Source organism: Leptotrichia hongkongensis (assembly GCF_007990635.1).
GTDB classification, from domain to species: domain Bacteria; phylum Fusobacteriota; class Fusobacteriia; order Fusobacteriales; family Leptotrichiaceae; genus Leptotrichia; species Leptotrichia hongkongensis.
Map to the genome: position 1 here is coordinate 1,566,113 of NZ_AP019846.1, position 26,909 is coordinate 1,593,021.

Sequence of the window (26,909 nt, forward strand, 5' to 3'; positions counted from 1 at the left end):
TTTATATTTTTAATTTTTTTTAGTTTTTTCATCCATTTTTGGATATTTTATTCTCTCATGATAAACACCTTGGAGGGTATTTATAAATGACTGTACTACAGTTTCTATCTCTCCCAAAGTCAAGTCGGAGTCACTTAACTGCTTGTCTTCAATTTTAGATTTTACCAGATATCTGATAAAGTTTTCGATTCCTTCCTTGCTTTTATTTTCAAGCGTTCTTGTTGCCGCTTCTACCGTATCTGCCAGAAGGATTATTCCTGATTCTTTTGTTTTCGGCTTAGGCCCGCTGTATCTAAAATTACTTTCCACAACTTCTTCTCCACTTTCTAGCGCCTTGTAATAAAAATATTGTGTTAGTGTTGTACCGTGATGCTGTAGTATTACATCCAATATTTCCTTTGGCAGTTTATTCTCTTTTCCCATAATATATCCATCTTTTGTATGCGAAGTCAGTATTAATGCACTTAATGATGGTTTTATCTTATTATGAGGATTAACTCCATCCCGCTGATTTTCCACAAAAAACTCTGGACGCTTCATTTTCCCGATATCATGATAATATGAGGCAATTCTTGCAAAAGTAGCATTTGCTCCTATGCTTTCAGCAGCCCCTTCCGCAAGAGCCCCAACCATTATACTATGATGAAATGTTCCTGGTGCTTTCATAAGAAGCTGTCTAAGCAAGGTATGTGAAAAATCACTTAATTCTAATAATTTCATTGTCGTCAGAATTTCAAAGTAATCTTCAAAATACGGCAGAACCGCAAGCGACACCATTCCAGTTAAAATCCCTGAAAATACTGAAAACACTATCATTAACATAATTAATCCAAAACTTAACTGATTTACTAATCCATAGCTAAATGCCATCAATGCCTGAAATATTCCTAAAAAGAAACTCAATTTTACAATATCACTTCTGCTCACAAGATTTGCAGCCTTATAAACTGCAACCAGTGAAACTGCTATTGTAACCAAAAACCACGATTCTTCCCTTGACAAGATAACCATATTTGAAAATGTCAAAATAATCGCATACGTTTTATTTCCCAAAATTGTTGTTATAATAGGAAGCATTGCGAATGGAAGTAAATAAATAAAAAACTCGTTATTTAAAAATAAAATATAGAAAACATTTACAAATACTATTGTAATAAGTGTCGGATAGAACGCCTTTGATTCTACAATTTTTTTTACATTTTTTCTAAGCAAATAGTAAATTAATATCATAAGAAGCGAGAATGTAGAAGCAAGTCCGACTATTTTCCTCAATTTATCTCCATTTCTTACTAAATTTAATTTTTCAAGCTTTAAAAGTGCATCCGAATCAATTGTTTCTCCTTTTTTTACAATAATGTCTCCTTTATAAATTTTTATTTCCTTATCCCTTAACGACATCATATTATCTGCAATTTTTTTCTTTGTAGCCTCTTCATTAATAACTAGATTTGGTTTTATAAAATTTTGCAGCACTTTCATATCCAGATTATCTGCTTTTATATCTTTTTTTCGTATTATTTTTGACAGATTTTCCATTTTATAAATTCCTGTGCTGTAAATTTCAGATATAATTTCGGTAAGATTTACCGAATATTCAACGTTTTCTGTTCTTGCTGCTATTTCTCGAATATCCTTTATGCTAAATGTATATTTATTTTCTTTTATATATTTTTCAATAACAGCATCATCAGATACTTGCATATTCCGTACATCTCGTAAAAATTTATTAAGTGAAATTACTGTTTCTCTGTTTACATCTTTCAGTTTATCAAATTCAGGCTGTGTTGTCTTCATTATTTTTTCCTCAATACTGTCATCTAGAATATCTACAAAATACGATACATTTTTGTATGCCACAATGTCAGATTTTGCAATGCTTCCAACAACATAGTTTACATTCAGCCTTGACATTTCTATAATTATTCCAAAAATCATGAATGTAACTACTAAAATAATAAATCTGAACATAAATTTATTCTTGACATTAGATTGGTATTCGTTATCTTTTTTATTTTTTTCTTTTACTTCAAAAACAAATTCACGCCCTAGTATATTTACTCTCATTTTCCCTTTCCTTTCCTAAATTTTATAAAACTCCCTTTTTGCTTTTACAATACTCTATTACTTCATCTTTTTTAAAATTTCACTTTTACTTTCAACTACCTTGTTTCTTGGCAAAGCCGATAAAAATTTTTTTCCATACATTTTTTTTATTATTCTGTTATCTAGAATTATAATATTTCCGCTATCAGTCTTGCTTCTAATAAGCCGCCCAACTCCCTGCTTAAACTTAATTACAGCTTGCGGAACTTGATAGTCATTAAACGGGTTCTGTCCATTTTTTCTAATGTTTTCAATAATCGCTTCAGTTACAGGGTCATTTGGCACTTTAAACGGCAGTTTTGTGATGATTACTGATTGCAGCTGTTCCCCCTGTACATCTACACCTTCCCAAAAACTGTCTGTCCCAAATAATATTGGATTTTTAGAATTTTTAAATATTTCTATCATTTCGTGCCTTGGAAAATCATTTTGCTTTATAAGCGTATATTCCTTTTCTGAGAAACGTGATTTTAACTGGTTGTATAAAAAGTTCAACGCACTATATGAAGTAAATAATAAAAAACAATGCCCTTTCGTATTTTTTATTACACCTTCAATAAATTCTTCCAAATCCCTTAAAAATTCGATATTTGTTGGATCAAGTGCATCTTCTGGAATATAAACTTTCATTTGTTTTTCGTAATCAAATGGCGATTTTACAATCCTTTCGTCTATTTTCCTACGATTTTCCTTCATAAGCCCAATACTTTTTTTATAATAATCAAATTTATTGTCAACAGCAAGTGTCGCTGAAGTAAAAACCATCCTATCCATTTTTGTAAACAAATTATCGTTCAGTTCATCCGAAATATCGAAAGGAGTAGCATATAATTTTACATTTGGACGAGTTGTAGTAACATTAGCCCAGTAAACATACCCTTCTTCTTTCCCTTCCAGAATAAACTCAAATTTCTTATAATATTGCTTCAATCTTTCATAATATCTTGAAAATTCAAATAAAAACCCCTCTTTATCTTCCAAATTATAATTGCTCACTGTATTTAAAAACTTATTAATTCTTATAACTAAATTTCCATAACTTTCCTTAAATTGGCTATTAATTTCCATAACTTCACGAAAAGCCATATTACTTTGCATTTTCTGCTTATCAATTTTTATTTTGATTTCCCTGTTGTTATTATTTTCTGAAAAAAGATATATCAATTTATCAAAAATATCTATTCCCTTATCGTAAAATATATTCAATTCTGCAATAGCATCTTCCTTCAATTCATCGACTTTCTCATATTCTTCACTTGAAAGACTTTCGTTCAGATAAGTCATTAATCTTACAATAGCCCCACCATTGCTGGAATTTACGACACGTCTATTATAAATATTCCCCATAAGCCGTCCAAATGATATTTTTGACGTTTCAAAAGTAAAATAATTTCGAGCTGTATCTTCTATATTGTGAGCCTCATCAAAAACAACAATATCATAATTTGGCAAAATTGAATAATTTGTATAAAACCCTGTCTGATTTCTAATTGCCAAATCAGCAAAAAACATATGATGATTGACAATAAGAAGTGTAGCATCTGCAACATTTTTTCTAGCTTTAAAAAAATGGCATTTTGAATAATGCGGACATTTTACGCCTTTGCACATATCCACTTCACTGTTCACTTTTTCCCATATACTATTTGAAATCTCATATTTCAGTTCATTCCTGTCACCTGTCCTTGTAACATTTTTATCCCAGTCAATAAGATTTCTTATAATATTTTTTTCAGTTCTTTCCTCTTCCGTATCTGTTTCTTTCTCTGTAACATCTATATTATAAAGTTTCCTCTTACAAAGATAATTCCCACGCCCTTTCACAATCTGATAATTAAAATCTTCATTAATAATTTTTTTTAAAAGCGGAATGTCCTTATTAACAAGCTGTTCCTGCAAATTGATGGTATTTGTGGAAACAATTACCTTTAGATTATTTTCAATAGCGTAAAGCAATGTTGGCAATAAATAGGCAATCGTCTTTCCAGTACCAGTACCAGCCTCTACTATAAGTTTCTTATTCTCATTCATGCTATTTTCAATAAACTTAGCCATTTCATACTGCTCACGCCGTACCTCAAATTTTCCAAAATTCTTATGAATAGCCCCATTTTCACCAAAATATTCATCCACATCTATCTTTATAAATTCTTTTAAAGGCACAATCACATAAATATCATCCACAGCATTATTCACAATGTATGAAGCTCCCCCAACTTCTCCATACATGCTGGAAATACTCACATCTTCATCAGAAGGAATTAGCACTCCAAACGGATGATTATGTATTATAACTTCATTTTTTCTCATCATATTTAATAATGCAGCAACAGAACTGGAATTTCCTCTCGCAATAACTTCGACTTCAGAAACTATCCCCTCTCCATTAGGAATCCCACGAAAAAATACTTCATTTCCACCAGATTCACTAATTTCCAGACGCATTTTTTCTATCGTTTTCGCATTAATAAATTCAGCAACTTTCATCTTTCCTCCTATAGTAAAGATTTTACTATATAATAGGCTTTTTTTCAACTTTTCTTTTTAAAAATATAGAAAAAAGCCATTTGATATAATTTTAAAAATTATATAAACAGCTTTTTAAATTAGTTTTTAATTGTTAATTTTAATTTTTTAGACCTTATTCTTCAATTGAACCATGCCCAGAGTTTTGAAGGCTACAGCTTTTATCTTTTCCATTTTCTGTGTAAACAGCTTCGTTTCCTTTCATATGGATAGAGATATTTCCATTTGAATATCTTTCTCCACTACCAGATGATGCTGAATTTAAAGTGTGAATTCCACCATAACCATCAGCTACTTTTACTTTGTCTGTTGAAACATTTTCAACTGTTATATCTTGATAACCGTCACAGCTGAATTTTCTTAGCAAATTGTTACTAGAACTTTGATTGTTGCTAGTTGAACTGTCACTTGCTGTCATAGAACAGCTTTCATCGCTTCCATTTTTTGTGAAGACTGCATCATTTCCTTTTATGTGAATTGAAACTCCTCCACCTTTGTACTCTTCTCCACTACCAGATTTTGTTAATTTCAGATTGTAAACTTTTCCATTTGCATCTGTCAATTTTACTCTGTCTGTTGAAAGATTTTGTACTGTTACTTCTTTGTTGCTGCAACTAAACTTTCTTGATAAATTTGATGCTTTTTTTGAAGATTTTGCTGCTGCGGCTGAAAAACCAATAGAACTAATAGCTAAAACTCCAACTAAAGCTGTTAAAATCATTTTTTTTGTTGATTTCATAACACTCACTCTCTTTTCTTCAATTTATTTTTTATTATATGCTCAAACTCCTAAAAATGAAACATATAAATTCTGTTTGAGAATAGCCCAAACTGTATCCATTTTAAAGTAATCTGGCTATAACAATTACATTTTTTGAAATTTTTGAATCCCTTCTCAAATTTCAATATGAGTATACCTTACTTTACTTTGATTTCAATATTTAATCGATTATATTTTTAATAGATTTCTAATATAATAATCCTATAAAAAAAATAACTCTATCACCTGTGTAATCTACGTTTAAACTCTTCTTTATAAGACTTATACGCATATCTTAACATTATACTCAAAATAAATAACGGAATAGATGAAAATATGCTCCAAGTCATCTTTTTACTAATAATCAGTTCCAAAATCAAAAGAAATATTCCAACAAAAAAAATGAAAAAATTTAGTATCTTTAATCTGTCACTCTTATGCTTATCCCAGACATATGAAAAAACAAGACTAATAAGATAAAGAGCGATAACAATAGGAATTCCACGCTTTATACTCCAAGTCAACTTTTTATCTCCAAAATCAAGCAATAAAAAATAACTTGTAAATCCACTTAACAATAAAAATAGATTTGTTCTCATTCTATATAAATCCAAAAAAACAAACAATCCTAAATCAAATATTAAAATAGACGGAATTGCATAATAACCCCATTCCAATTTTCCATACATTATCAAATTTTGAAAAAGAACTTCCAGAATCGAAATTATTGATATTGTAAAAAATGATAAAAAAATAGCCTTTTTAACTTTCTTCATTTTCATTTCGTACAAATTTATATTAATCATCGGATATTCCTTTACAAATTTCTTTTCTTCCAGACCCTTTATCTCAGGAACAGGCGTTTCACACAATGGACATCTTTTCGCACCGTCTTCCAGCTCTACTCCACATTTTATACAATACATATTTATCCTCTTTTTCTATAATAATTTTACTTTAAAACTAGTCTCAAAAGTTGCGCTATCCATTTTAAAACATAATTTTTATTCGTATTAATTTGTTAAACACTAAAAATAATTAGTAATAATCTTAGATTTTATTCCTCTCTTTCTTAAATAAACAAAAAAATCCCTCTCAATATCATAATTTGCAGTCAAATTTCCAAAATTTACATAAACCTTATTAAAGTCACTTACAACTCCCATCTTGATTTTGCACCTTTTGCTTGGTGGCGGTAAAAATCGGAATCCCTTTAGATACTTTTCATACTTTTTATCAACTTTAAAAATTCCTAAATTTGAAAATCCTGTTGTATAGCCCCGTTCTCCGTAATAATCAAATATAAATGGGAAAAACATACGTTTTATCAAATATGGAACAGACTTTATTATTATATTTTGTATTGGATTCATTGCCTTGTATATACTTTTGTAAAATTCTTTTTTTGTAATTTTTAAGGCAAAATAGTTATCCAGATAAGTTATGATTTCAGAGAGGGAATATGCACCAAGACTTGCATCCATGCTAGGAGTTATGTTTATAAAAAAATTTCTGTATGTAGTTTCTTCAAAAATTTTTCGCAAATCAACCGGCACTCCTATCACAATTGGATTTTTGGCTTGTGAATACCTATCCAGCAAAATTTTGAAATATACTGAAAGAAGATATTTCCCAATAGTAGTCCCATATTTTTTACTCTCCACCTTCAGGCTTTCCACATCAATTTCTCCAGTTGTAATATGGTACTGCCCCTTTTCCAGTATTTTCATTGGCAAGTGAAATGCTGACTTTATAGTAGTTTCCTTACTCACTTTCCTCATATACTTTTCATAAAGATCGACATACTCATTTTTTTGAGAATTTTTCAATCCACTGTCATTTCCCAGCAGTTCTCTTGTTTTTTCAAAAAAGTTTTTTTCAGATTTTTTATTTTCAAAATCTTTTTCATTTTTATTTATCTTTTTCCCAAAATTAATTATTTTATTTATTTTTTCAATTTCTATTTCCTTCTTTTTTTCAGTCTTGTAAATTAAATTATTCTTTTTATCTTTTTCAAAATTTTCCAAAAAATACCTTTTCTCCAAATATTCTTCAATCAAATCCTGAAAAAATAATGCCGCACCTTTTCCATCGGTCAAAAAATGTGCTATTTCTATCGACAATTTATTATTAAAATAAATGATCCTAAGCGGATTATCCTTCTGTATATCCGTACAAGGATAAGTTTTCTCCTCTTCAATTATAAAATGAGTCTTTTTCTGCTGCAAATAATTCCAAAAAATTCCCTTTTTCAGTTCCGAATTATAGAATGGATATTTCTTCTCAAGCGAAATTACAACATTTTGCAATATTTCCAAGTCAATATTTTTAGAAAACAATACTGAAAGCCGAAAACAGGTTGTTCTTCCTTCGCTAATTATTGAAGAATATGTTTTTGCAAAAGCGTCAAGCTCATACCATATTTTTTCATTTTTCACTTTTATCCTCTTCTGTTTTATTTATTTTTTTACTTCCAAAGCATTATTTAAACAAGCTTGCTCAAAACTTTCCTTTTACAAATTCAACTCTTATTTATAAATGCTCAAGTTCAGATAATCAAAAAATTATTACCCTTCCAAATATTTTTTCAAATTTTCATAATTTTTTTTCGCTGTTTCATAGCCAATACTATACACTTCCAAAAGTTTCTTCTTATTTTTCTCAATTCTCCCAAGTGTCAGTTCCACTTCTGGACGAATCACAAAAATCTCTCCTTTTGCCTCTAGCTCATCAATATAGTCAAGCACTTCATTATATCGGCTATATCTTGTATTCATAAGTTCTACAAATTTAGGAAACTTTTTATATTTTATCCCAGTAATTTTACCCAATGCACTTTGTTTTTTTCTATAATTTTTATCACGTGTCAAGACAACTACATTTTTTGTATTTCCATTTTCCATAGACTTTTTAATTGGTATTGAATCAGAAACTCCGCCATCTAGATAAACATTTCCATTAATATTAACCATTCTGGCAAGCAACGGCAAAGAGCTTGAAGCTCTTACATAAACAGTGTCCTTGTCAAAGTCTTTGACTTCCGGATATTCCGCTTCTCCAGTCTCACAATTTGTAATTACTACCTGAAATTTTGTCTTATTTTTCATAAACGCTTCATTGTCAATTGGATTCAATTTATTCGGAATCTCATCATAAACAAAGTCTACTCCAAACAAATCTCCAGTAGTAATCAAGCTGTATAAACTGCAGTATCTTTTATCATCCAGATAATCTACCGACACATTAAACGCTCTTTTATGCTGTTTTGCTAAATAACTGCAGGCATGGCAAGCTCCCGCAGATACGCCTATGCAACTATCAAATTCAATATTTTTTTCTAAAAAGAAATCCAGCACTCCTGCCGTAAATATCCCCCGAAGTCCTCCACCTTCTAATACTAACCCTGTTTTTTCTTTCATTAATTTCATCCCTTTCAATATTAATTTTTTGTTTTCTCCTATTATACACCCTTTGATTGTATTTTTCTACTTTTTTAATAATTTAATTTTTTACTGTTCAAATTTTTGAAATAAATTATTAGAAAAAATTGATTTCTATTAATTGTCAAGGTGTAATTAAAACGTAGGTTTGCAAGTATTATACTAAAATTGAAAAAAATGTGTTGACAACTTAACTATTTTTTAGTATAATAAATTTGTAATTATTACAAATATATAAATATTATAAATTAAGGAGTGATAAAAATGTCAAAAACAGTTGAAAAATTAAATCTTTACTTAGCTAACTTGAACGTACTTTACAGAAAGGTTCAAAATTACCACTGGAACATTGTTGGTGCTGGATTCTTTTCTGTTCATGAAAAATTGGAAGAATATTATGATGCAATAAATGAACAAATTGATGACGTTGCAGAAAGAATTTTATCAATAGGAGGTCGTCCTCTAGGAACATTAAAAGACTATTTAGCAGTTACAACTATTAAGGAAGCTGAAAATAGAGAAATTTCTATTCCAGAAGCAGTAGCTGATGTAAAAAAAGAATTTGAAGCAATGTTAAAATTAGTGAAAGAAGTAAAAGAAGCGGCTGATGAGGAAAATGATTACGGAACATCTGCATTAGTTGACGAATATATTAGTACATATGAAAAAGATTTATGGATGTTAAACGCATACTTAAAATAATAATCATAATTAAAAATCTTTACAAAGTCATTAAAATTACCTATTACATATATCTAGAGAAAATCTTTTTACAGATTTTCTCTTTTTTATTTACAAAATATATAAAAAATGTTATAATTAATTATTAATAAAAAATTAAAAAGGTGGGGTTATGGCAATAAGTTTATTTAGTTGCAGCTATATGGGTGTGGATACTTATGTTGTAGAAGTAGAGGTTGATTTATCCAGAGGGCTGCCTGTATTTAATATAGTTGGAATGGGGGATCAGGCGATTTCTGAAAGCAAGGAGCGTATTAGGAGCTGTTTTAAAAATGTGGGGTTTGAATTTCCTGTCAGACGTGTCCTGGTGAATTTGTCACCTGCAAATATCAGAAAAAAGGGCAGTCATTTTGACTTGAGCATATTTTTAGGCATACTTGCAAATACAGGGCATATTTCAAATATAGACATATTAAAAAAATATCTAATTTTAGGAGAAATTTCCTTAAATGGAAAGATAAAATCAATAAATGGAGCAATAAACGCCACAATTTTAGCAAAAGAAACAAATTTTACAGGCGTTGTTGTCCCAATGGAAAATTATAATGAAGCAAAATTAATTTCAGGTGTAGAAATTATTCCTGTTGATGAAATTACAGAATTACTAGATTTTCTAGATGGAAAAATTGATATAAAAACATTGTGTAAAAAAGCTGTCGAGATGAATGCTTCAAAATCAGAAAAAGATAAAAACTTAGATGAGACTGTTGATTTTTCAGATGTAAAAGGGCAGCTACTTGCAAAAAGGGCTTTAGAAATTGCAGCCGCTGGTGGACACAATGTATTTCTAATAGGCGATCCTGGTTCAGGTAAATCAATGCTTGCAAAAAGATTTAATACAATTTTACCTGACATGACCGAAGAAGAAATAATCGAAACAACAAAGATTTACAGTATTTCAGGAATGCTAAGCCAAAGTGAACCAATAATACGTAACCGTCCATTTAGAGCTCCACACTATTCAGCTACACAAGTGGCTTTAGTCGGTGGTGCAAACAGAGTCGGAGAAATCACGCTGGCATTAAATGGGATATTATTTTTAGATGAAATTGGAGAGTTTGAAGGAAAAACATTGGAAACGTTAAGACAGCCTCTGGAAGATGGAAAAATCGTTATTTCAAGAGCAAACCTAAGTGTAACCTATCCAGTAAAAAATATTACAATAACTGCTTCAAATCCTACTCCCAGCGGATATTTCCCTGATAATCCACTATGTAACGACAGTCTAAAAGAAATTAAACGTTATCAGAAAAAATTTTCAGGTCCACTTCTCGACAGAATGGATTTATATGTAGAAATGCATCAGTTAAAAAAAGATGAAATTTTTGATGAATCTTTATCAGAAAAATCCAAAGAAATTCAAAAAAGAGTTATAAAAGCTCGTGAAGTCCAAAAACAACGTTTTAATTCAAATACTCTAAACAGAGATATGAATAAGAAACAATTAAATAAATATTGCAAAATAGATGAAGAAAGTGAAGAAATTATGAAATCTGCCATTGATAATTTAAAATTGTCAGTCAGAATGTTTGATAAAATCTTGAAGATATCTAGAACAATAGCAGATTTAGATGGTGAAGAAAACATAAAAAAGGAACATTTATTGGAGGCACTAAATTATCGACGAAAATAAATAGCACTAAACTTATTAAAAAAAGAATTTTTTAATAACAAGCAGTCTTAATACTTGTAAAATAGCATAGTAAAACTAGTTTAAAACAGAACTCAAAAATTATGACTATTTTACTCAAACCCTAAATTATATAATTTCTATCAGTTCAATTTTAAATGGGTTCGAGTATAAAATCAGAAAATTTATGAAATTAAATTTATTTTCTGTAAAATTACAAAAGTTTTTAAGAGGGATACTTAAAAATTAGATTTGATTTTTATAATTTAGGAAAATAAAAAATGTGTAACTATTCAAATAAAACTGAGTAATTACACATTTTTATATCTCTTTAATTTCTTATTTTTCTCATTAATCCGTTCTTCTATAAAATCAAGCAATTCTTTTCTTCCAGTATTTTTTAATGAAGAATAAAAAAATACATCTTCATTTTTAAATACAAGTTTTTTCCTGATTTCCTTTAGCTGTTTAAACTTTTCATTGTTTGACAATTTATCAGCTTTTGTAAATATTATATAATATTCAATTTCAAAATGTTCTAACCATTTTAACATTTCCATGTCCTCATTTGACGGAACTCTACGCAAATCCAGCAATAAAAAAACTACTTTTTCACGATTTGACACAAGATAGCTTTCTATTGTTTTTCCCCAATTTCTTTTCACAGCCTCAGGCACTTTAGCAAATCCATATCCTGGCAAATCCACAAAATGAATTTTGCTATTTATCAAAAAATAATTGATTAACTGTGTTCTTCCTGGCGTTTTACTAGTTCTTGCCAAATTTTTTCTTTTTGTAAGTGAATTTATCAGTGAAGATTTTCCCACATTTGATCTTCCAATAAAAGAAAATTCCACAGTGTTATTAAATTCCGGATAATCTTTTTCCACAACTGCTGATTTCACAAATTCTGACTTGCTTATTTCCATGCTTCACCTCTTTTTTTCTATAATTTTCTATTTTTCTAATTTTTAAACTCATCTTTTGCATTTTCCACTGAAGTTTCTTCAGGAATAAAGTACCAGATTCCATTAATCATTCTTCCATCTCCAGTAATCTCATACTGCTCAATTTTTTTGTTTAGTAAAAATGCTGGTAATACTGATAATCCTTTAATTGGATTTACTGCAACATCCATCTTTTCTTTTGCATATCCATAAACTTCTGGAATATATTTCCATCCAGATGGTGCAACTAATTTTTTCACAATTCCCTGAATAACCTGTCTTTGACGTTCATCACGCTTAAAGGCTGTATCACTTTTTCTATGTCTTGTATAGGCAAGTGCCATTCTCCCTCTTAAATTATAAACTTGACCTTGATTAAAATGAAATACTTCTTGATCAAAATAGTCCTGATTAAAAGTGTGATTTGAAACAACATCAACTCCATCAATCAAATTAGTTAAGTTCATAACATCTTCAAATCTAAATCTTACATGATAATTAATTTTTGTATCAAGAAAGTTTTCCACAGCGTCAATTGTACATTGCACACCGCCAAAGTGATGTGAATGTGTAATTTTATCCTGCTTATAATTTTCACAAGGAATCTCTGCATATGTATCACGCGGAATCGAAATCATTTTTACCTGTGCCAGATAAGGCACAACTCTTATAACAACTAGCCCATCGCTCCGAGAACCTTCTGTCGGCTGATTAGCATACGCGTCTACTCCTATGACAAGAATATTAAATGGTACAGAAAGCCACCCTATAAGCACCACTAAAAATATTCCTAATATTATAAATACTTTTTTCATTTTTTCACCTCTTAATTTTACATTATTTATACTTTTACAAATTTTTGAATAATATATTTAAAATAAATTTATTTAATACTAAACCTCGTTTAAAAATTAGAACAAATTTTTATAATAAGGTTTTTCAACAGTTAATTCATAATCATTCAATTTTTTTCTATTTTATTTTCATAGGATTGCTCATTACCGCAAATCCTACAACCTATGATACTAAATTCTATTTAAAAAATAAAAATTATATATTAAATCATTTGAAAATATTGGGTTTATATCCTTTATTAGAGAACTTTATAATAAAGCTTACTCTTACAAATTATTTCAAAGTTAAATTTTATAGTAAAACTTATTTAAAACCAAACACAAAAGCTATGACTATTTTACTCAAACCTTAAATTTATATAATTTTAGCAGTTTAATTTAAAATAGGTTTGAGTATATTTTCAAATTCTATTTTTTTCAAAAAATCATCAACTTTTTTTTCCAAATCCTGAATATTTCCGTCATTTTCAATAACATAGTCACTTCTTTTCTTTTTTTCATCCAAAGACATTTGTGAATTTATAATACTCAAAGCCTCTTCTTTACTACGGTTATCCCTAGATAAAATACGTTTAATCTGCGTTTCTTTTTCTGCACTTACTAGCAAAATGTAATCAAATTCCTTTTCCCATTGAACTTCAAAAAGAAGCTGAATTTCCACAAAAATAATTTTATTTTCTTTTTTACACTCCAGAATCTTTTCTCGCATAATACGTAAAATCTCTGGATGCATAACAGAATTTAAAATAAGTCTTTTTTCTCTATTTCCAAAAATAACTCTTCCTAATTTTTCACGTGAAACAATCCAATTTCCAGTATTATTATATTCTAAGACTTCTTTACCAAAATTTTCTACAATTTTTCCACAACCTTAGGAAATTTAATAACTTCATGAGAAATTATGTCTAAATCAATAACTGGAAATTTTTTTCTTTTAAAATTTGACTAACTGTACTTTTTCCTGTTCCAATTCCACCTGTAAGCCCAATAACTACTTTTTTCATTTTTTCCTTCCCACAAAAATCCAGTTTAAATTCAAAATTTATTCAATTTTACAAAAGTGTGGATATATTTTATACCTTTTTTCATTTATTTGCAACAATTTTTATTTTTCAAATTCAATATAATCCCTAAATAAAACAATATAAGTCAAGATTATATTAATTTTATCAATACAGAAAATAATTTTTTTTATATAATAAAATTTCAAAAGAAAATATGGTATAATAAAAACAGAACTAAGAAAAGAAAAAATTGAAAAAATACTTATAATATGATAAAATTATATGTATAATTTTGTGATAAATTTGGCGATTAAAAGTTTGATTTATAAAATTAAGATACAAGGAGGGAATATGGAACTTAAAGATATTCAGGAATTGATGAAAGTTCTAAAGAAAGAAGATATAGCAGAACTAAAAGTAAGATATGGAAAAGTAAAACTTACATTAACAAATTCTGAAACTACAAATATCGCAAATAATGTAGCACCTGTAACAGAAAAGGTTGAAAAAGAAACTCTTACAGCTGTATTAGCAGCAGAAGAAATTATCAAATCGAGTAATGTGGGAAGAATAAAGCTAGTAAGTTCAAAACCTGGAACTTTAGTAAAAAAAGGACAAGTTCTTGCAAAAATAAATACAATAGGAATTGATAATGATGTAAAATCTAATGTAGATGGTATTTTAAAAGAAGTGCTAGTGGCAGACGGCTCACCAGTTGACTTTGCAAAAGAACTATTTAAAATTGAAATTAATTAAAATTATTTTTATGAAACAGAAATCTTTTAGGAGGATAGAATATTAATGTTTAAAAAAATATTAATAGCAAATAGAGGAGAAATTGCTGTTAGGATAATTAGGGCAGCAAGAGAGTTAGGAATTGCCACAGTTGCAGTTTATTCAGAAGCTGATAAAGATTCACTTCACGTAAAACTTGCCGACGAAGCTGTCTGTATCGGAACTGCCAGTAGTGCAGACTCATATCTAAAAATACCGAATATTATTTCAGCAGCACAGATTACAGGAAGTGAGGCTATTCACCCAGGATATGGATTTTTAGCAGAAAATCAAAGATTTGCTGAAATATGTGATAAAAACAACATCGTATTCATTGGTCCAAAACCTCAACTAATCAGTATGATGGGAGACAAGGCAACAGCAAGGGAAACTGCTATCAAGCACAAAGTTCCAATAACAAAAGGGTCAGATGGAATTGTTCCAAATGTTGAAGAAGCCAAAAAAGTTGCACAATGGATAACTTATCCTGTTATGATAAAAGCAACTGCAGGAGGCGGCGGAAAAGGAATGAGAATCGCCCATGATGAAAAAGAACTTGTAGAAAATTTTGTTGCTGCACAAAATGAGGCAAAAGCGGCTTTTGGAAATCCAGATGTTTATATTGAAAAATACGTTGAAGAACCAAGACACGTTGAAATACAAGTTATTGGAGATAAATTTGGAAATGTTGTCCATCTTGGAGAAAGAGACTGCTCTATCCAAAGAAGACACCAAAAATTAATAGAAGAATCTCCATCAGCAGGAATTGATGCAAAAACACGTGAAAAAATGGGGAAATTCGCTGCAAAATTAACAAAAGGAATTGGTTACGACAGTGTTGGAACATTGGAATTTCTTGTTGACAAAAACATGAATTTCTATTTTATGGAAATGAATACAAGAATTCAGGTAGAGCATACAGTAAGTGAAGAAATCACTGGTGTAGATTTGATAAAAGAGCAAATAAGAGTAGCCGCAGGAGAAAAATTAAGTTTTTCTCAAAAAGATATAAATATTAATGGACATGTAATAGAATGCAGAATTAATGCAGAGGACTCTGAAAATGGTTTCCTTCCATCTTCAGGAGTTCTAGAAACATATATTCCATCAGGTGGAATTGGAGTAAGAATCGATTCTCATTCTTATCAGAATTATGAAATCCCGCCTTACTACGATTCAATGATAGCGAAACTTATCGTAAAAGGAAAAAATAGGGAAGAAGCTATTGCAAGAATGAAACGTGCCTTAAAGGAATTTATTATAGAAGGTATTGACACAACTATACCATTTCACTTAAAAGTGCTTGATAATGAAGACTTTAAAAAAGGAACAATCTATACAAACTTTATTGAGACACATTTTAAGGATGCACTTGGTAAATAATTAATAAAAAACTGGATAATAATTTTTGAAATCAAAAAAAATCATATTATTAATTAAATAATATGATTACTATTTGATAAAAAATAAAAAATAGGAGGAATTAGAAATGAACGAATTAGGAAATGTAAATATATCTCAGGAAGTAGTAGCGACTATTGCAGAATCAGTAGTAGCAGAAATTGAAGGAGTACACAGCCTTGTTGGTGGAACTTCTAAAAACGAAATTGTTAAATTTTTCCAAAATGTATCTTCAGGTGGAAAAGGAATTGAAGTAGAAGTTGGAGAAACTGAATGTACATTAGATTTATACATCGTTGCAAAAATGGGATTCAAGTTACCTGCATTAGCTGGAGAAATCCAAACAAAAGTAGTAAAAGCAATTACTGAAATGACAGGATTAAAAGTTCAGGAAGTAAACGTATATATTCAAAAAATTATAAAAGAAGACAAAAAAGAGAATGTTCAAGCTCCTGTAACAGAAACTGCAGAAATTGAAGAATAAAAATCATAATAGACTCAAATATTATTGAATTTAAATATAAATTTTTATTAATAATATTTGAGAATATTCACTCAATTAGGAAAGGAGAAACTGACAGATACACTTCATCTAACTCGCAAAGTTAAAATGCAGTGTATTTTGTCAGTATATATTAATGATTGCAATATTAGGATTTTTAGCAAGACTATCTGTAATACTTGGATTTGTTGGTATTGTATTTTCAAGTATATCAGATATTCTGTTTAGGACTGATTATTTAGGACAACTAGATAGTTTTATAGATTTAAGTAGTTTAAATTTTAAAATCTTAGTTGGACTATTATCAATAATTTATTTAGTAGTATTTTTACTTTCTTATATTAATAAACTTACAAAATATTCTCAAAATAGAAAAGTTAAAAATAAAAATGGAGAAATAGAAGTTTCCATAAAAACAATAAATGAAACATCAAAAGATTTCTTAAATGGACAGGAAATCATTAAAAATTCAAAAGTAAAATCATATCCAAAAGGAAAATCTGTCGTTATTGAAGCTACTGTAGATACTTATAATGTCGATAACTTAAATGAAAAACTTGCAGAAATTCAAAATAAATTATCTGAATATGTTTTTCATTCAACTGGAATTACTGTAAAAAAAAGTAAAGTAAAATTGAAAAAAGTTTTAGGAGAAACAATTGTTGAAAAAAAAATTATTGACTCTCCAACTAATCAAAAGAAAATATAAAAAAATAACAATAACATTATCTCAAAATTAGAAAATCAAACTAATACAGAAATTAAAACTTCTTCATCTGGAAAGGAAAATTAATGACACGAAGAAAAATTAGAGAAGAGATATTTAAACTTCTTTTGAATATGAACTAATTAACAATGATATCGAAAAGAGAATAAATGATGTAATTACTGAAGAAAACTTAAAAAAAGATGAGGAAATTGATTTTTTAAGAAGTTATGTTACTGAAATAATTGCAAATGAGAGTATTTTAATTGAAAGAATAAAGGATGTATTAGAAGGCTGGACGTATGAACGTTTAGGAACAATTGAAAAAGTTTTATTAAAAGTATCCTTCTATGAAATTACGATAAAAAATGTTGGATATGAAATCGCAATTAATGAAGTTTTAGAAATTGCAAAAAAATATTCATATAATGACACAAAAGACTTTTTAAACGGAATTCTTGCGAAATTAATAAAAAATATTAAAGAAGAAAAGTATAAATAAATGGAAGAATAAATTAAAAGAAACAAATATTAAATTATGAAAGACTTCTATATTTAAAATATGGAAGTTTTTTAAATATTCTTGCTTTATTAAACTTATAAAATTATATAAATCTAAAAGTTAAATATTCTTAATTTTAAACTCAATAAAAATTTACAAAAACTATATTATAGATTTTTATTTTAAAATATTTAGAAAAGGAAATACAGGATAATGAAGAGAATAGGAATAATTACTGGAAAGTTTTTTCCACTTCACATTGGGCATGTAAACTTTATTCAAAGAGCCAGCGGAATTGTAGACAGATTATATGTTATTATCTCATATTCTGATGATGCAGATGATCTTCTTACTTCTAACTCCCGTTTTGTGAAGGAAATCACACCAAAGGACAGATTACGTTTTGTAAAACAGACATTTAAAAATCAGCCAAATATTTCATCATTTTTATTGGATGAAAATAACTTTTCTCAGCAAGGTGATAACTGGGAAGAATGGGCTATAACCTTAAAAAATGAAATTGAAAAAAGAGAAAAAATGGAAAATGAAAACGAAATAGACTGGAAAAATGATGTGATATTCATTAGCAATCGTGATGAAGACAAAGAGTACAATTTAAAGCATTTTGGTTCAGAAACTAGATCCATAGATAAAAATTATATAGAATACAATGTTAATTCCAAGCAAATACGTGAAAATCCTAGTAAATATTGGAACTACTTGCCACGTGAAGTAAGAGAACATCTAATACCCATTATTACAATCTGTGGAGGAGAAAGTAGTGGAAAAAGCGTAATGATAGATAAACTTGCAAATGTTTTTAATACAACTTCTGCTTGGGAATATGGACGTGAATATGTTTTTGAAAAATTAGGTGGAGATGAAGAATCATTACAATATTCTGACTACGAAAAAATCGTTTTCGGGCATCAGTCAAATGTCTTATATGCTGCAAGAAATGCTAATAAATTTGCATTGATTGATACAGATTACATTGCAACACTGGCCTTTTGCCTAACTTATGAAAAACGGGACAATCCAATAGTTCGTGAATTTGTACAAAATTACAGATTTGACTTGACGATTTTACTTGAAAATAATGTTACTTGGGTAAATGATGGCCTTCGTTCAATTGGCGACAATGACAGACGTGAAAAATTCCAAAATTTATTAAAGAAATTATATAAAGAATATCATATTCAATATATTACAGTAAAATCAAATAGCTACGAAAAAAGATACTTGGCTTGTAAACATATTATAAAGGCATATTTAGATGGTGCTGATAATTCACAGCTTCAGGAAATAGCAGATTCTTTTATATAAAAAAATAACCTATTACTAAAATCCATTTTAATAGTTAGTAAATAGGTTTTTATTTCTCAAATTTTTATTTTAAGTTTTTGAAAAAACAGCTAAATACTTTTATCGTGCCCTCCTTAAATCGTGCATACTTAGCCATTTTTGAAAAACCACTTTATATTATATAATTACAAAATTATATATTTTATTTAGTCTCTTTTTCCCATTTCCTTATCTAATAAATATAACGTAGCGTTATTATTATCAACATCAAGTGAAATAATCTTATCAAGGAATTTTGAGCTTGTTCTTCTTCTTCTTCCTGCTCTTCAGCAAATTCATTCAAGAATACTTCTGCACCATAATCTCCTAGTTCTCTTGCAAGTTTGTGAATATTCTCAATAGAGGCTGTTACAGCTTCTTCATGTGCAAGAGCAGCTTCAAATACTTCTCTTACTGATGTAAAGTCCATTTTAGGTTTATCTAATCCCAAAAATTCAATTTTACCGTTTCTTTTTAATACATACTCATAAAACTTTTTTGAATGTTCGATTTCCTCTTTTGCTTGATTTCCCATCCAGCTTGCAAAACCTTCTAATGCTCTTTCATCAAAGTATGCAGCCATAGCTTGATATTGGTAAGCCGCTGCTAATTCCATGTTTATTTGATTATTTAGTAAAACTTCTAATTCTTTATTTAATTTCATTTTCTCTCCAATCTATATTTTTTATATCTTAAATTTTTAATTATGTTTTTCTAAACATTTTTCACAAGTACCTTTTATATAAAAATGTATTTCATCAATTTCTACATTTCCCAATTTTGATAAATCAAATTTTGATAAATTTACATCAAAATCAACTATCTCTCCACAAGATTTACATTTGAAATGTCCATGATTATCCGTGACTACATCATATCTTACTTCATTTTCTTCAATAATAATTTCTTGAATAATATTATTATATAATTACAAAATTATATACTACTTTATTTAGTCTCTTTTTCCCATTTCCTTGTCTAATAAATATAACGTAGCGTTATTATTATCAACATCAAGTGAAATAATCTTATCAAGGAATTTTTGAGCTTGTTCTTCTTCTTCTTCCTGCTCTTCAGCAAATTCATTCAAGAATACTTCTGCACCATAATCTCCTAGTTCTCTTGCAAGTTTGTGAATATTCTCAATAGAGGCTGTTACAGCTTCTTCATGTGCAAGAGCAGCTTCAAATACTTCTCTTACTGATGTAAAGTCCATTTTAGGTTTATCTAATCCCAAAAATTCAATTTTACCGTTTCTTTTTAATACATACTCATAAAACTTTTTTGAATGTTCGATTTCCTCTTTTGCTTGATTTCCCATCCAGCTTGCAAAACCTTCTAATGCTCTTTCATCAAAGTATGCAGCCATAGCTTGATATTGGTAAGCCGCTGCTAATTCCATGTTTATTTGATTATTTAGTAAAACTTCTAATTCTTTATTTAATTTCATTTTCTCTCCAATCTATATTTTTTATATCTTAAATTTTTAATTATGTTTTTCTAAACATTTTTCACAAGTACCTTTTATGTAAAAATGTATTTCATCAATTTCTACATTTCCCAATTTTGATAAATCAAATTTTGATAAATTTACATCAAAGTCAATTATCTCTCCACAAGATTTACATTTGAAATGTCCATGATTATCCGTGACTACATCATATCTTACTTCATTTTCTTCAATAATAATTTCTTGAATAATATTATTACTGACAAATATATTTAATGTATTGTATACTGTAGTTTTTGATAAAGTAGGCATTTCAGGAGATAAATTTTGAAAAATATCATCAACTGTTGGATGTGTATGATGATCTAGTAGATATTGAAATATTTTCATTCTTTGTACTGAAGGTTTTATTCCATTTTTCTTTAAATAGTCACCAACGTTTTCTATATGCATACTTCCTCCTAATATTGTTTGTTATTTATATTTTAATTTCAATTAAATAATAAAAATAGATATATTGTTTGAGTAAGACAACTAACATTTATACTTACTTCTTTGTATCCATTACAATTTTATATCTTTTTCTAAATTTTGTCAATAAATTTATTTATTTTTAGTATCAAAGTTTATTTTTTCACTAGATTTATGTTATTTTTAAATTTTCATTTATAGGAATTAAAAAAGTAAAGATTGTTTTTATATATGGCTCACTTTCTACCATAATTTCAATATTATGTCGTATTGCAATTTCTTTTGCAATTGCAAGTCCTAGCCCCATTCCATTTTTATTTTCCTCGGTATTTGATTTATGATAGCGGTTAAAAATTTTTCCAATATTTTTAGAATCAATTCCTCTTCCGCTGTCACATATTTTAAGCTCATATTTATTATTCTCTTTTTTTAGCAAAATATCAACTTCCTGATTTTCATTAGAAAATTTTATTGCATTATCCAATACAATTATTATCATTTGTCGAATCCGCTGGTAATCCCCAACAAAAAGATACCTGTCTTCTTCAATTGCATTTTCTAGAGAAAAATTTATTTTCACACCTTTTTTAGTTGAAATATTCTTCATGCTTCTAACGGCATCATTTATAATTTCAAATAAATTTATTGTGCTTTTATCAATAGAAAAATCTGTGTTTTGAAGTTTCGTCAAATCTATCAAGTCATTAACCAGTCTTTGTAAATGAATACTATCTGATAAAATTTGTTCATTATAATCCTTTAGCTGTTCGGGATCCTTTATAATTCCATCACAAATAGCTTCTATTGAACCACGAATCACTGTAATTGGAGTTCGCAGTTCGTGAGAAATATTTGCAATAAAATTTTGTCTCATTTTTTCAAAACGTTCACTTTCTTTCGAACTCTTATCTAGTTGAAGTGCCAGTTTATCAATACTTTTTGCAAGTTCTCCAATTTCGTCATTCTGATTTACCTGTGTTGTTACTTCATAATTTCCCTTTGCCAATTTTGTTGTTGTATTACGAATCTTATTAAGTGGCTTTGTAAAGCTGATAGAAAGCCAAACAGCACTGATACCCGCAAGGATTAGTGCAGCTAAAATACTAAAAACAAGTGTATAAATACCACTTTTTAATGCTGAAGACATATATTTTACTGGAGAATGAAGCAGTACGACTCCTTCAATCATTTCACCATTTTTTATTGGAACTGCTACTGTTATTGAATTTTCATTTAAGTAATCATTAAAATTTTCTGTCGTAGTTGTTTCTCCAGAAATAGCTTTTTTAATAGTTTCTTCTGCATTTGGTGGTAATTTCAGATATGAAAAAGATTGTCCCTTCTCGTTTCTTCCCTGCACAATATTTCCTGTTTTTGCATCCACTATCCAGACTTCTCCCATTGCAATATCCTCAATCATCCGCATACTTCTAAATATTTTGACATTATTGTCCTTCTCATCCACGATTCTATGTCTATGAAAATGTTTTTCATTTAATAATTTTTTAGAATTTTTTTCTTCTGAACTTTTTTTAATCTCATCTTTTCTTATATCTTCAATAATATTATTTTCAAATGCCTTTCCATTTATATTTCCTACAATTTTAGGAACTTCCCTATTTGGTTTTAAAAATTTATTTTTATTTTTTTCTGGAGCATCATTTTTTCTTTCTACATCTAAATCTTTATCTACATTTTTTTCATCTATATTCTCAAACCATATTTTAGACAAAGTTTCTGAAATCTTATAAGCTCTTTCAACCAAATCTTTCTTATGTAAACTAACAGTATTCTGAATATAAATATATCCAAAAATACTTCCGATTACAATAGAAAATAACAAAAGCGACAATCCGAAATATGAAAGTAGCTTTATAAATATTTTGTTTTTAAATTTTATCTCCTTAAATTTTTTATTTCCTATTTTCACACTATCTTCCTTCTGCTACAACCTTATCCATCCAGCTAAATAACTCATCTAAATCATAATCTCCAGAATGTGGAGTTGCCCAAGTCGATGCAAAATCAACTTTTTTCCCAAGATTTTCGAGTTTTATAGCAAGTATCACAGGTATTGCAAGCGAGGTATCCTTGTCAACCGCACCATGTCTTATTCTCCAGTATTTTACTTTCGAATTTGCAATGTAGTTCATTGGATTCATCATTTTTATGATTTTTTTATCAGCCATAGTTCCATTTACTGTCGAGTGTTCCAACATGTATTCCGTAAAATGTTTATTGTTCGTAGTTTCATCTCCAAACTCGTTATTTTCCCCTGTTGACAAATCTACATTGTCAAATGCCCCTGGCGTTTTTTGTCTACCCATATAAGCCACATATTTATCATAATCCAAATCTACAACTTTCTCATTTTTTATTGTTAAAAATTCAAATTCCGATAAATCAGTCCCTTTTTTCAAAGCAGTATTTGCAGAATCAATGTAATATTGCTTAATCTGCTCCTTAAAACTCCCATTTCCATTTTCATTCAATGTTAAAAGCTTCCCATTTTTACCTTTTAATTTTAAACTATTTAAATAGGCAGGAAACATTTTCTTCAAATCATTTGAACGTGAAATTTCATCATCAGTCAACGTACCCTCAGTGTATTTTCTTTCCACATTGTAATCTAACATTGAAATCTCTATCTTTTTATATGTCTTTACATCGTTAAACATCCATTCGTAAGCTGTATTCGCATTATCCAAGTTAGTTATTGGGCAATAAGCTGACACAGCGTAAATATCATCTCTTGCATTCAATGCACCAATTTCCTTTAGATACGGTTCATAATCCTTATTATTCCCAGTTGCACCAAGCAAAGCTGAAACTGCTCCTCCAGCACTTGTCCCATTGGAAATAATTCTATCGGCTCTTCCTGGCATTCTAGTATCATTATATCGTAAATATCTAACAGCTGCCTTCAAATCTACAATTACAGCAGGTGCCTTTCCAGTATACTTCCCATCTTTTTCCAAAGTTCTACCTCTAGCTCCAGGACTTGCCACGACATATCCATTTGATAATGCGACTAGTGAAGCATCTGGCTTTCCATCTCTTCCATTTCCACGCATTCCAGCTGCTCCAGGCATATATCCTCCAACTGTATTTGGGAAAAATATCGGCGCACTTTTCGCATTATATTTTCCAACTGACTTATTTTTAAAATATTCTTCTGGAATATAGATATTTATAGTCTGATAAGCAATATCAATTGGTTTTGCAACATAAACTATATTTTCATAAGCACGATAAGTAACTGTTTTCCCATTAACAGTAGCTGTCTTCGTCGTATAATTCTTATTTACATCAAAATTTAAATTATAACCATTTTCTGCTTTATTTGTTATCATATCTTCGGTTATTACTTTTTTATTCATAGGTGCTCCCATTTGTGGCTTTTTATCTTCATTCGTATTCACTTCAACATTTTTATGATTTTTACTAGAATCTACTAATCCTTTTTTATTATCAGCAGCCATTGAAAGAGCTGAAACCAATAAACTTAATATAATTAATTTTTTTTCATGAATTTTCCTTTTATTTTACTATATTTTATTTTTTTAATCTTACAATATTTCGCATTAGAATAATAAATTTATTGTAAATCTATTTAACAAGTGTTTTGAAACCCTTGTTAGAAAATAAATAAAATATCTTTTTAATTAAAATTACTATAAAAAAAGGACATAAGTAAAAACCTATGCCTTTTAACTATTATAATCATTATACTAATTCAATAATCGCTAATTCAGCTGAATCACCACGTCTAACAGCAGTTTTAATAATTCTTGTATAACCACCATTTCTTTCAGCATATTTAGGTGCAATTTCATTAAAGATTTTTGCAACTGCTCCTTCATTTCTTAAAAATGCAAAAGCTTGTCTTCTCAAATGTACTCTTCTTGCTGCATCAGTTGAATTATTATATTTTTTCCCTAAAGTAATTGCTTTTTCAGCAAACTTTCTTAATTCTTTAGCACGAGTTACTGTTGTTTCAATTTGCTCATGTTCTACTAAAGAAATTGTCATATTTTTAAGCATAGCTAATCTATGATCAGTTCTTCTACCTAGTTTTCTATATGATTTATTATGATTCATTTTCCCTCCTCGTTTAAGATTTTATTCTAAATTTTTATATGATTATTCATCACTACTTGTATTATCGTCTAAATCATAACCAAGTTCTTTCATTTTATCGATAATTTCATTTAACGATTTTTTTCCTAAATTTTTAATTTTCAATAATTCGTTATATGTCATTGAAGTTAAGTCTGAAATTGTATTTACTCCTGCTTTTTTCAAGCAATTATAAGAACGTACTGTAAAGTCAAGTTCTTCAATTTTCATATCTTCAATATTATTTTCATTTTCAGCATCAGCTTCTGCCAATTCATCCTCACTATCTCTGTATTTACTCATACTGTTTCCAATATTTGTAAATGGTTCCAAATGCCAAGTTAATAATTCTACTGCATATGATAAAGCATCTTTAATTTCGATACTTCCATCTGTAGCAATTTCCAAAATTAACTTGTCATAGTTTGTAACACGTCCAACCATAGTGTCTTCAACACTATAATTTACTCTCTTAATAGGTGTATAAATTGCATCAACTGCTAAATATCCTATTGGCCATCCATCAGTATTAATTTCATCAGAAACTACAAATCCTTCTCCAGAATCAACAAGAAATTCTATGTCAATCTGTTTATCAGTTGTAACAGTCATAATAACCTGCTCAGGATTTATAATTCTTAGTCCAGGTTCTACATGAATATCTGCAGCTGTAATTACAGCTGGTCCTTTTACTGAAAGTGTCATTTTCTTTTCACCTGGCTCATCAGCTTCAACTACTATTTCTTTCACATTTAAAATAATATCTGTAACTGCTTCTTTTACACCTTCTATTGTAGAAAATTCATTCAACACACCTTCAATTTTAATTCCTTTTATTGCAGTTCCTGGAATTGATGATAACAATATTCTTCTAAGTGCATTTCCAATAGTATTCCCATATCCTCTATACAGAGGTTCTAATGTGTACTTTGCTGTATAATTATCTTCTTTTTCTTCAGTTAATTTTACATTTTTAGCTATTTTTTCAATATTTAACAAGCTAATTCATCTCCTCCGATTAAAATATTATTATCTAGAGTAGAACTCGATAATCATCGCTTCGTCAACTTCAAAGTCAACTGCATCTCTTCCTGGATTTTCTAACACTTTAGCTGTCAAAGCTCCTTCTTCAAGTGATAACCATCCTGGAACTGTTTTTTGCCCAACAGACTCTTTAATTAAAGCTAATTCTTTAGAATCTTCTTTAACTGTAATTACATCACCTTGTTTTACTCTGTATGATGCAATGTTTACTCTTTTTCCATTAATTAAAATATGTCCATGACTTACGATTTGTCTTGCTTGTCTTCTTGAAGCACCAAATCCTAATCTATAGATTACGTTATCTAATCTTCTTTCAAGATATTGAAGTAAAAGTTCCCCTGTTACTCCTTCTTTTCTTGTTGCTTCTTCATATAATTTATAGAATTGTTTTTCCATTACTCCATAAACGAATTTTACTTTTTGTTTTTCTCTTTGTTGTGTTCCATATTCAGTTAATTTTCTATTTGCATTTGGTCTAATATTTCTATTTGATTTTTTGTTTACCCCTAAAACAATAGGATCTAAACCAAGATTTCTACATCTTTTTAACACAGGCTGTCTATCTCTTGCCATTTATCTTTTTCCTCCTTA

At 28.9% G+C, this 26,909-nt stretch carries 27 protein-coding genes; 8 read left to right on the forward strand and 19 right to left on the reverse strand.

The window, feature by feature from the left end:
• Nucleotides 1-9 precede the first annotated feature (9 nt).
• The 6 genes from FVE75_RS07350 to FVE75_RS07375 all read right to left on the reverse strand — a co-directional run bounded on the left by FVE75_RS07350 (nt 10) and on the right by FVE75_RS07375 (nt 8,808).
• Nucleotides 10-2,064, reverse strand: a complete 2,055-nt coding sequence (locus FVE75_RS07350) for an HD family phosphohydrolase (RefSeq protein WP_147005900.1) — start codon at nt 2,062-2,064, stop codon at nt 10-12.
• Between the two features lie 57 nt (nt 2,065-2,121).
• Nucleotides 2,122-4,590 carry an ATP-dependent DNA helicase gene (locus tag FVE75_RS07355; RefSeq protein WP_147005901.1) on the reverse strand — a complete coding sequence of 823 codons (2,469 nt, stop codon included), beginning with the start codon at nt 4,588-4,590 and terminating at the stop codon, nt 2,122-2,124.
• Between the two features lie 154 nt (nt 4,591-4,744).
• Nucleotides 4,745-5,368: an MliC family protein gene (locus FVE75_RS07360; protein WP_147005902.1), complete on the reverse strand. Its 624-nt coding sequence runs from the start codon at nt 5,366-5,368 to the stop codon at nt 4,745-4,747.
• A gap of 263 nt (nt 5,369-5,631) precedes the next feature.
• Entirely contained in the window at nt 5,632-6,315 is a 684-nt protein-coding gene (locus tag FVE75_RS07365) for a DUF6320 domain-containing protein (RefSeq protein ID WP_147005903.1), read from the reverse strand.
• A 102-nt stretch (nt 6,316-6,417) separates the two neighbouring features.
• Nucleotides 6,418-7,827, reverse strand: a complete 1,410-nt coding sequence (locus FVE75_RS07370) for an alcohol acetyltransferase (protein WP_147005904.1) — start codon at nt 7,825-7,827, stop codon at nt 6,418-6,420.
• A gap of 129 nt (nt 7,828-7,956) precedes the next feature.
• Nucleotides 7,957-8,808, reverse strand: a complete 852-nt coding sequence (locus tag FVE75_RS07375) for a patatin-like phospholipase family protein (protein ID WP_147005905.1) — start codon at nt 8,806-8,808, stop codon at nt 7,957-7,959.
• 285 nt (nt 8,809-9,093) lie between these two features.
• Here FVE75_RS07375 and FVE75_RS07380 point away from each other — a divergent pair, with 285 nt between their 5' ends.
• Together FVE75_RS07380 and FVE75_RS07385 are read left to right on the forward strand one after the other, a co-directional pair.
• Nucleotides 9,094-9,531 (forward strand): Dps family protein, encoded by a 438-nt coding sequence (locus FVE75_RS07380; protein ID WP_147005906.1) that lies wholly within the window; start codon nt 9,094-9,096, stop codon nt 9,529-9,531.
• Between the two features lie 151 nt (nt 9,532-9,682).
• Complete coding sequence (locus FVE75_RS07385; RefSeq protein WP_147005907.1) at nt 9,683-11,203, forward strand: YifB family Mg chelatase-like AAA ATPase; 1,521 nt, start codon at nt 9,683-9,685, stop codon at nt 11,201-11,203.
• A 308-nt stretch (nt 11,204-11,511) separates the two neighbouring features.
• Here the strand turns inward: FVE75_RS07385 and yihA are convergent, their stop codons facing one another.
• From yihA to FVE75_RS11725, 4 genes are all read right to left on the reverse strand, one after another.
• Nucleotides 11,512-12,129 (reverse strand): ribosome biogenesis GTP-binding protein YihA/YsxC, encoded by a 618-nt coding sequence (yihA, locus tag FVE75_RS07390; RefSeq protein ID WP_147005908.1) that lies wholly within the window; start codon nt 12,127-12,129, stop codon nt 11,512-11,514.
• Nucleotides 12,130-12,164: 35 nt separating this feature from the next.
• A complete protein-coding gene (locus tag FVE75_RS07395) occupies nt 12,165-12,962 on the reverse strand; it encodes an LCP family protein (RefSeq protein ID WP_021742969.1) in 798 nt (265 codons plus the stop codon).
• A gap of 412 nt (nt 12,963-13,374) precedes the next feature.
• Nucleotides 13,375-13,860, reverse strand: a complete 486-nt coding sequence (coaE, locus tag FVE75_RS07400) for a dephospho-CoA kinase (RefSeq protein WP_332069806.1) — start codon at nt 13,858-13,860, stop codon at nt 13,375-13,377.
• Between the two features lie 46 nt (nt 13,861-13,906).
• Nucleotides 13,907-14,005, reverse strand: coding sequence for a dephospho-CoA kinase (locus FVE75_RS11725; RefSeq protein WP_269472151.1), 99 nt, complete (start codon nt 14,003-14,005; stop codon nt 13,907-13,909).
• Nucleotides 14,006-14,356: 351 nt separating this feature from the next.
• Between FVE75_RS11725 and FVE75_RS07405 the strand changes: the two genes are divergently transcribed.
• The 6 genes from FVE75_RS07405 to nadR all read left to right on the forward strand — a co-directional run bounded on the left by FVE75_RS07405 (nt 14,357) and on the right by nadR (nt 19,216).
• Nucleotides 14,357-14,761 carry an acetyl-CoA carboxylase biotin carboxyl carrier protein gene (locus tag FVE75_RS07405; protein ID WP_147005909.1) on the forward strand — a complete coding sequence of 135 codons (405 nt, stop codon included), beginning with the start codon at nt 14,357-14,359 and terminating at the stop codon, nt 14,759-14,761.
• Between the two features lie 45 nt (nt 14,762-14,806).
• Nucleotides 14,807-16,162: an acetyl-CoA carboxylase biotin carboxylase subunit gene (accC, locus tag FVE75_RS07410; protein ID WP_147005910.1), complete on the forward strand. Its 1,356-nt coding sequence runs from the start codon at nt 14,807-14,809 to the stop codon at nt 16,160-16,162.
• A 106-nt stretch (nt 16,163-16,268) separates the two neighbouring features.
• Nucleotides 16,269-16,664, forward strand: coding sequence for an Asp23/Gls24 family envelope stress response protein (locus FVE75_RS07415; protein ID WP_147005911.1), 396 nt, complete (start codon nt 16,269-16,271; stop codon nt 16,662-16,664).
• A 154-nt stretch (nt 16,665-16,818) separates the two neighbouring features.
• The gene (amaP, locus tag FVE75_RS07420) at nt 16,819-17,391 is read left to right on the forward strand and encodes an alkaline shock response membrane anchor protein AmaP (RefSeq protein WP_232052495.1); all 573 of its coding nucleotides are present in this window, start codon (nt 16,819-16,821) and stop codon (nt 17,389-17,391) included.
• A 175-nt stretch (nt 17,392-17,566) separates the two neighbouring features.
• Nucleotides 17,567-17,890, forward strand: a complete 324-nt coding sequence (locus FVE75_RS07425) for a transcription antitermination factor NusB (RefSeq protein ID WP_408610446.1) — start codon at nt 17,567-17,569, stop codon at nt 17,888-17,890.
• Nucleotides 17,891-18,103: 213 nt separating this feature from the next.
• Nucleotides 18,104-19,216, forward strand: coding sequence for a multifunctional transcriptional regulator/nicotinamide-nucleotide adenylyltransferase/ribosylnicotinamide kinase NadR (gene nadR / locus FVE75_RS07430; protein WP_147005912.1), 1,113 nt, complete (start codon nt 18,104-18,106; stop codon nt 19,214-19,216).
• Between the two features lie 211 nt (nt 19,217-19,427).
• Here the strand turns inward: nadR and FVE75_RS07435 are convergent, their stop codons facing one another.
• The 9 genes from FVE75_RS07435 to rpsD all read right to left on the reverse strand — a co-directional run bounded on the left by FVE75_RS07435 (nt 19,428) and on the right by rpsD (nt 26,891).
• The gene (locus FVE75_RS07435; RefSeq protein ID WP_232052496.1) at nt 19,428-19,898 is read right to left on the reverse strand and encodes a ferritin; all 471 of its coding nucleotides are present in this window, start codon (nt 19,896-19,898) and stop codon (nt 19,428-19,430) included.
• A 36-nt stretch (nt 19,899-19,934) separates the two neighbouring features.
• Nucleotides 19,935-20,150: a transcriptional repressor gene (locus tag FVE75_RS07440; RefSeq protein ID WP_332069807.1), complete on the reverse strand. Its 216-nt coding sequence runs from the start codon at nt 20,148-20,150 to the stop codon at nt 19,935-19,937.
• 36 nt (nt 20,151-20,186) lie between these two features.
• Complete coding sequence (locus tag FVE75_RS07445; RefSeq protein WP_021744146.1) at nt 20,187-20,684, reverse strand: ferritin; 498 nt, start codon at nt 20,682-20,684, stop codon at nt 20,187-20,189.
• 36 nt (nt 20,685-20,720) lie between these two features.
• Complete coding sequence (locus FVE75_RS07450) at nt 20,721-21,137, reverse strand: Fur family transcriptional regulator (protein WP_147005913.1); 417 nt, start codon at nt 21,135-21,137, stop codon at nt 20,721-20,723.
• 190 nt (nt 21,138-21,327) lie between these two features.
• The gene (locus FVE75_RS07455) at nt 21,328-23,085 is read right to left on the reverse strand and encodes a sensor histidine kinase (RefSeq protein ID WP_147005914.1); all 1,758 of its coding nucleotides are present in this window, start codon (nt 23,083-23,085) and stop codon (nt 21,328-21,330) included.
• Between the two features lies 1 nt (nt 23,086).
• The gene (locus FVE75_RS07460; RefSeq protein ID WP_147006459.1) at nt 23,087-24,637 is read right to left on the reverse strand and encodes a subtype B tannase; all 1,551 of its coding nucleotides are present in this window, start codon (nt 24,635-24,637) and stop codon (nt 23,087-23,089) included.
• 244 nt (nt 24,638-24,881) lie between these two features.
• Nucleotides 24,882-25,256 carry a 50S ribosomal protein L17 gene (rplQ, locus tag FVE75_RS07465; protein WP_026747746.1) on the reverse strand — a complete coding sequence of 125 codons (375 nt, stop codon included), beginning with the start codon at nt 25,254-25,256 and terminating at the stop codon, nt 24,882-24,884.
• 42 nt (nt 25,257-25,298) lie between these two features.
• Nucleotides 25,299-26,273: a DNA-directed RNA polymerase subunit alpha gene (locus FVE75_RS07470; protein ID WP_147005915.1), complete on the reverse strand. Its 975-nt coding sequence runs from the start codon at nt 26,271-26,273 to the stop codon at nt 25,299-25,301.
• A gap of 30 nt (nt 26,274-26,303) precedes the next feature.
• On the reverse strand, nt 26,304-26,891 hold the full coding sequence (gene rpsD / locus FVE75_RS07475) for a 30S ribosomal protein S4 (RefSeq protein ID WP_147005916.1): 588 nt from the start codon (nt 26,889-26,891) through the stop codon (nt 26,304-26,306).
• Nucleotides 26,892-26,909 lie beyond the last annotated feature (18 nt).

Bases quoted from the DNA above. Each gene is read 5' to 3' on its own strand.
- FVE75_RS07350 (WP_147005900.1), bottom strand. From the start codon at position 2,064: ATGAGAGTAAATATACTAGGGCGTGAATTTGTTTTTGAAGTAAAAGAA.
- FVE75_RS07355 (WP_147005901.1), bottom strand. From the start codon at position 4,590: ATGAAAGTTGCTGAATTTATTAATGCGAAAACGATAGAAAAAATGCGT.
- FVE75_RS07360 (WP_147005902.1), bottom strand. From the start codon at position 5,368: ATGAAATCAACAAAAAAAATGATTTTAACAGCTTTAGTTGGAGTTTTA.
- FVE75_RS07365 (WP_147005903.1), bottom strand. From the start codon at position 6,315: ATGTATTGTATAAAATGTGGAGTAGAGCTGGAAGACGGTGCGAAAAGA.
- FVE75_RS07375 (WP_147005905.1), bottom strand. From the start codon at position 8,808: ATGAAAGAAAAAACAGGGTTAGTATTAGAAGGTGGAGGACTTCGGGGG.
- FVE75_RS07380 (WP_147005906.1), top strand. From the start codon at position 9,094: ATGTCAAAAACAGTTGAAAAATTAAATCTTTACTTAGCTAACTTGAAC.
- FVE75_RS07385 (WP_147005907.1), top strand. From the start codon at position 9,683: ATGGCAATAAGTTTATTTAGTTGCAGCTATATGGGTGTGGATACTTAT.
- yihA (WP_147005908.1), bottom strand. From the start codon at position 12,129: ATGGAAATAAGCAAGTCAGAATTTGTGAAATCAGCAGTTGTGGAAAAA.
- FVE75_RS07395 (WP_021742969.1), bottom strand. From the start codon at position 12,962: ATGAAAAAAGTATTTATAATATTAGGAATATTTTTAGTGGTGCTTATA.
- FVE75_RS11725 (WP_269472151.1), bottom strand. From the start codon at position 14,005: ATGAAAAAAGTAGTTATTGGGCTTACAGGTGGAATTGGAACAGGAAAA.
- FVE75_RS07405 (WP_147005909.1), top strand. From the start codon at position 14,357: ATGGAACTTAAAGATATTCAGGAATTGATGAAAGTTCTAAAGAAAGAA.
- accC (WP_147005910.1), top strand. From the start codon at position 14,807: ATGTTTAAAAAAATATTAATAGCAAATAGAGGAGAAATTGCTGTTAGG.
- FVE75_RS07415 (WP_147005911.1), top strand. From the start codon at position 16,269: ATGAACGAATTAGGAAATGTAAATATATCTCAGGAAGTAGTAGCGACT.
- amaP (WP_232052495.1), top strand. From the start codon at position 16,819: ATGATTGCAATATTAGGATTTTTAGCAAGACTATCTGTAATACTTGGA.
- nadR (WP_147005912.1), top strand. From the start codon at position 18,104: ATGAAGAGAATAGGAATAATTACTGGAAAGTTTTTTCCACTTCACATT.
- FVE75_RS07435 (WP_232052496.1), bottom strand. From the start codon at position 19,898: ATGAAATTAAATAAAGAATTAGAAGTTTTACTAAATAATCAAATAAAC.
- FVE75_RS07445 (WP_021744146.1), bottom strand. From the start codon at position 20,684: ATGAAATTAAATAAAGAATTAGAAGTTTTACTAAATAATCAAATAAAC.
- FVE75_RS07450 (WP_147005913.1), bottom strand. From the start codon at position 21,137: ATGCATATAGAAAACGTTGGTGACTATTTAAAGAAAAATGGAATAAAA.
- FVE75_RS07460 (WP_147006459.1), bottom strand. From the start codon at position 24,637: ATGGCTGCTGATAATAAAAAAGGATTAGTAGATTCTAGTAAAAATCAT.
- rplQ (WP_026747746.1), bottom strand. From the start codon at position 25,256: ATGAATCATAATAAATCATATAGAAAACTAGGTAGAAGAACTGATCAT.
- rpsD (WP_147005916.1), bottom strand. From the start codon at position 26,891: ATGGCAAGAGATAGACAGCCTGTGTTAAAAAGATGTAGAAATCTTGGT.